The 5781-nt window shown below is 32.7% G+C and carries 6 protein-coding genes; 2 read left to right on the top strand and 4 right to left on the bottom strand.

What is annotated here, in order from left to right; genetic code table 11:
• Positions 1 to 449: hypothetical protein (locus tag NTU89_00670; protein ID MCX5923059.1), on the top strand; the 449-nt coding region annotated here is incomplete at its 5' end.
• Between the two features lie 170 nt (positions 450 to 619).
• Positions 620 to 1810, top strand: a complete 1191-nt coding sequence (locus tag NTU89_00665; protein ID MCX5923058.1) for a hypothetical protein — start codon at positions 620 to 622, stop codon at positions 1808 to 1810.
• A 31-nt stretch (positions 1811 to 1841) separates the two neighbouring features.
• Here NTU89_00665 and NTU89_00660 read toward each other — a convergent pair whose 3' ends face one another.
• From NTU89_00660 to NTU89_00645, 4 genes are all read right to left on the bottom strand, one after another.
• Positions 1842 to 2480, bottom strand: coding sequence for a hypothetical protein (locus tag NTU89_00660; protein ID MCX5923057.1), 639 nt, complete (start codon positions 2478 to 2480; stop codon positions 1842 to 1844).
• Between the two features lie 72 nt (positions 2481 to 2552).
• A complete protein-coding gene (locus NTU89_00655; GenBank protein MCX5923056.1) occupies positions 2553 to 3008 on the bottom strand; it encodes a hypothetical protein in 456 nt (151 codons plus the stop codon).
• 75 nt (positions 3009 to 3083) lie between these two features.
• Entirely contained in the window at positions 3084 to 3842 is a 759-nt protein-coding gene (locus NTU89_00650) for a hypothetical protein (protein MCX5923055.1), read from the bottom strand.
• 90 nt (positions 3843 to 3932) lie between these two features.
• Positions 3933 to 5781 (bottom strand): hypothetical protein (locus tag NTU89_00645; protein MCX5923054.1); only part of this gene is annotated, 1849 nt, incomplete at its 5' end.

Raw genomic sequence — 5781 nt, 5'->3', positions numbered from 1 at the left:
CAGCATTAACGACATTCGCATTGCTTGCTGGTGGAACAACTACCACAGCAGAAATGCAACAAATAACAACAGGCTTTGGAACAGCAGGCTATGTTTTAACCTCAAATGGTGATTCAGCGTTGCCATCGTTTAAAATAAATCCAGCGCCACTGTTTATTAATTTACAGACGTCTGCGTACACAGTGACGTCTGTGGATCAATTAGTATTGGTGGATGTTTCTGGAGGGTCTTTAACGATATCTCTGCCAGCTGCTCCAGCAGCTGGTAAAGTATTTACCATTAAAGATACTGGTAGTGCTTCTGTGCTAAAAGTTATAACCATAGATACTGTTGGAGGTGGTGGTAACATTGACGGGTCTTCGTCAAGAACAATTATTGTTGCATACGGAGCAATAACCGTTTGTTTCGATGGTACGAGTTACAATATAATTAATAGCTATTTGGTTTAAGTTTGGTGATGTAACTTTATAAATCTAACTCAAAAAGGGGAGCTGAAATACAAAAAAGTATTTCAGCTCCCCTTAAGTTTTTTTGATAAAATTTTATATCGATTTTATTGATTCAATCAGTTATAATGACGCAAGTTAAACATTACATTTTTCTATAAAAAGGAAACATTATGAAACGATTGTTATTTCTAGCTTTTTGCATGTTTTTTTATCAAAGTTATCTGCACTCTGATTTTATAAAAGCAGAGCAAAAAATCTCAGATCCACTTCTTGCAATTGTTATCATGGTTAAAAATGAAGCCTTGGTAATTGAAGACACATTAAAGCCTTTTTTTGAAGCAGGAATTCAACATTATCTTATTTTTGATACAGGCTCAACAGACGGAACAGTTTCTTTAACTTTAGAATTATTTGAAAAATACAATATAGAGCATGGACACGTGGTTGAAAAACCATTTATTGATTTTGCAATATCTCGAAATGAAGCATTGCAGGCAGCAGAAGAAATATTTCCACATGCCAATTTCTTTTTCATGATCGATGCTGAGTGGTATGTTAGAAATGTGCCCGGGCTTATAACTTTTTGTAAAGCATATAAAAATAGCAAAGAAGATTTATTCCACGTACGACTCGGCAGAGAGGATTATAAAAACTATATTCCAAGGCTTTTTAAAGCGCACAGGGGAATATGTTTTTGTGGCGCGGTTCATGAGTATATAAATAAAATTGCTAAAATAAAAGTACCAGATGATTCATATATTTATTGGAATCCATCTCGACTGGGAATTGAAAAATCGAGACAAAGATGGTATCGAGATTGTGATCTTTTATTAAAAGAGCATGAGAAAAATCCAGAAGATGCTCGAACAGTTTTTTATCTAGCGCAATCATACGATTGTTTAAATAATTTTGAGCAGGCTAGATATTGGTATGAAAAAAGATGTGAAATGATTGGCTTTCATGAAGAAACATACATGGCTCACATCAGAGTCGCGCAAGCGTATCGTAATTTAGATAATTGGCCTAAGGCATTATTTTATTTTATTAGAGCATACAGCTTAAATCCTCGTCGGGTGGAGCCGCTTGTTTGTCTGGCTGATTATTATTTAAAGCAAAATAATTTTGCGGTAAGTTATATGTTTGCTCTTCAAGCAGTAAAAGTTGAACAATCAAGTGATTATGTTTTATTTATTAATCAAGTGGATTACGACTACGTTCGTTATGATATTTTAGGCATTGTTGCATGGTATGTCGGCGAGTATGAAGAAGGTAAAAAAGCGGTGCTTAAAGCATTAGAGCACTCACCAGACTCGACTCATTTGCTTTCTAATTTGTCACTTTATGAAACAAAGATTAATTAAAGGTAGCAAGAAAAAGTTTAATTAAGTTAATTTAAAAATCCTCAGGATCAGACTCGTCAGATGTTAAATCGTCGAATGCTGATCTTGGGATTTTTTTCTTGAAATGTTTTATATCTTCTCGCAGTTCAGCCCATTTTGAAGAGCGCTTCATGCTGGCAGAATTATTTTGGATACAGCTTTCAAGGCTGCTCACCGCAGAGCTCACTCCAATCGATTCATTGCCAACAGAACTATGAGCCACAGAGCTGTTAACCACAGAGCTCGCATGTGGTGTTTCTGGGTAAGTTAGATCTTCTAGAGGCTCCAACAAGATTTTTTTTTGCTGATGTTGAGATGCACAAAAAGCTTCTATTAAAAGTGTGATTTTAATTTGGTTTGCTTGCTCTATCAATTGAGAAAGTATACAGCTGTCAGTAATAGTTATACTTCGTTGCCAGCAAACAGGAGTTGCTGCAAGAATAGATTTTATATGATTAATGTTTTTACGTGTTTGAGTTGTGGATTCTTTATTTTTTGCATTGGTTAAAGCTCGCACACCAGCTTGAAAATCTTTATAAAATTGCTGAATTAATGGATGAATTATATACTCTCTTTGATTGGATGTTGTCTGTGAACAAAATATAGATTGGCCAACTGATAAAAAAAATAAAAGCCTGTAATTTTTATTCATAAATCTCTTTGGTCTTTATAGCCTAAATCATCTCGTTATCTTATTAATTTTTTTTATAAAAAATCTAGAAAATTAAATAAATTTTGTGACATTTGCATCTTTTGGCAGACTGGATCGACGAATTGGTTCTGCTGGTTTTTCATAAGTTTCAATATCTTTTATAACATTTAAAATCATGATGCTAAAAACAGAGATTATGTCATCTCTTTGCTTAATTGCTTGAGCGTGCGCAGCTTGGATTTGGTCTTTATTTATAGCTTCGGATTTGTACGTTTGTTCTATTTGTCCTACATTTCTCACAGATGGCCAGACTTGCTTTAAGCACATTGTCCTTGTGTTGCCGATTGCTTTTAACATCTTTTCACGATCAACATTTTTAATGTTTATGCTTGATTCTAGCTTTGTTTCAAGTGTTCGATATAATATCAAGGCTTGATCTAACTCTGGAGTAGTTTCCCATTTTGTAAAATTTGAAGAAAGAATTATATTGTTGTAGTAAAGCAAAAATAATATCATTTTTTTTCTCATACAGATTCCTAAAAAACCCTTGATATAAAACATTTTTTATTTCATGTTACCCTGATATTTTATCTATGCAAACGTCTATAAATATTCATGAGCAATATGATCATTTATAACTTTTGTATCTTTTGCTTTGAATGCAGCATTGCGAAATTCAAATTCTTTTTTTGCGTCATTTCTTCTAGGAAATATTTTTTCTGGATGTGTAGGTTGATGTAAGTTTCTGACGAAATCAAGATCGTTCATAGCAGTATCTTTTTTAGGTTCATCTTGATCAATATGTTTCATCAGTTCAATTATTGATAAAGATTTAATGGTCAGATCGCGATGAAGCTTTTGATTAGAAGGGTCTTTGATATATTTTTCATAAGCATTTTCATACTGCTCTAAAATAGGTTCTAAGGCTAATTTTGTTTTTTGGCTTAATGTATCCAGAAGCGGATTATAAAAATCTTTATAAAAATCTATGTGCCCATTGGTGTTAAATAAATTGTAATAATGCTGTAAGGCTTCATTTGAACTATTAAAGTAATGATATAGATTATTTCTCGATTCATCGCTTTTGTGTCCTATGTAGATAGGCTCTACCAATTTTGTATAAAAAGGATGATGAAAAGGTTTTATCATTTCTTCCTGGCTTGGGATGTTGAGATATTTTTTATACAATTGTTCTTTTGTTTGTAAGAATTGTTTTTTTGCAGAGGCTGTATTTCTTAATATTGTTGTAGATGAAGGTGAAAATTTTGTTGATGCTTTTCTTGTTACGCTCATACTGTGTAAAAAATTAATCTGTATGCATGTTGCTATTGTAAATAAAGATAAAATTTGAAAATGTTTCATAAAGCCCCCCACTTTTTTAATCAATATAAAAATTAGGATAGGATGTTTAAAAATCAAATAACAAGAGTTTTATGATATAAACGACTTTTTTTATGTAGCTTTATGTATTTCTTTGTATTGTTTAATATAATCAGCCATAAGTGGTAAGCCATGATCAATAGCAAATTTTTCAAGTGGTAGGTTTGGCGATATACATTCATCTGGGCTGATACCAAAATCAAACAATGTTTCTAATATTTCTGTTCCATAGATAGTGGTGGTTTCACTATCAGCATCTCTATCTTGGCCTTGTTGATTGTGTGCGACTCTTTGGTTGCTTGTCGTGCCAGTATTGTTGATAGATTTAATAAACAGGGTTACCGTTTCTAAAGCATACTGTGCAATTGTTTGCCCAGATGGTTTGTCTGACTTTTCTAATTCTTGAAAGTTTGTGAAATCTAAAACAATTTTTAGAGTTTCAAGGCTTTTTTTGTATATGTTTTCTTCTATTTCTATAAAAGGAGAATTGGCTTTAAGATTATGCTTTTTTACATGAGCTTGGCAGCTTATTGCCTCATCAAGGTCAAATATTGTTTTTGGGTTTGAAATTTCAGTGATTTGCTCACTTTTTAAAATATTATTTAACTCAGCTATCTCTTTTATGCTTGTAATGTATTGATTATACCTAGACATGCATGCCCGTAGGGCAAAGTATGCAGCACTATGATTTGGATGCCATGCTGGGGCTAAGAGTTTTCTTGGAGATATTTTTTCTAGTAATAAGTTTGTCGCGATTGGATCATGCAAGGCAATTGCGATAAATAGAGGAGGGGTTCCATAATATTCATGATAATGATTGCCAACATAATAATGGTTTGGAGTATAGATTTGCATCATTTCTGAAATTTTAGCATGATTTTTTTCTATAATTGCTTCTATGAAGGTATCTTCATAAGTTTTTATTGTTGATGAATTCTGTAAGTTTTGCAAAGTTGGTAATAGCTCTTGATATAAAAACGTTCTATTTCTTTCTTCAATGTAAGAACAGTTCATTTTATTTATGGGTCTTTCATTTGAAAAGCATGCACGAACTTTTATGGTTAATGGATTTAATACTCGTTGTTCACTTGGACTTAAAATGTCAATTAAATAAGTTGGATCATTTTTTATCATGAAATAGTTATAAGCAGTAACGATTTGACTATAATCATGTATTGAAAAAAGGCCTTGGTAAAATTTTGGAAACCATGATTTATATTGAAGTAAAAAAAGTAAGCATTTTGGATTGTAAAACTTAGCGCATTCAAGAGTTTCTTTTGAAATTCCTGCAACTTTTGCTAAAGCTTGTTTTACTTTTTGGATGCATCTGTCCGGTGAGCTGTAGTGTAGAATTATAGATAAAATATGTGGATCTTGCAGGGTTAAAGCATTTAAATTTAATTCAAGGTATGGTGGCTGAGTAAGGTATGTCGCTGCTTGATGTTGGTGAATATTTAGTCGATTTGGTCTTCGTGGCGACTCGCTAGCATAATCAATCTGTTCAAGAAGTTCATCGATTAATTTTTTTGGCAATATCGGATTTGTTATAATTGAGCACAATGCTCGATACGTATTTAAAGTATTTTTGTTACGTGTGAATTTTGTTAATTTCTTTAAAAGATCAATGTTTTTTTGAGGGTTTTTATTTGCAAATTCACAAAGGATTTTACATGAGTTTCCCAGCAGCAAAGAGCAAAAATCTTCATTTCTTTCGATAAGGTCGCTTATTATTTTTACTTGAGCCGTTGGTGGATTACTTGGATTTATGATAAATATGCCAAGAGCTCGTATGGTTTCTTCTGTAGCAATAGTATGGAGAAGCTCAGGATACCTTTTGTGTAGATCTAATGTATTTTGATACTCTCTGAGCTGCAGAGATTTCATCATTTCATCTCTGCTTTGCATTGCTCTTTGAGATTCT

The sequence above is a fragment of the Candidatus Dependentiae bacterium genome (assembly GCA_026389065.1).
Taxonomy (GTDB): Bacteria; Babelota; Babeliae; order Babelales; family Chromulinivoraceae; genus JACPFN01.
Note: the sequence above shows the minus strand (reverse complement) of the source record. Positions and strands in the feature narration are given on the sequence as shown.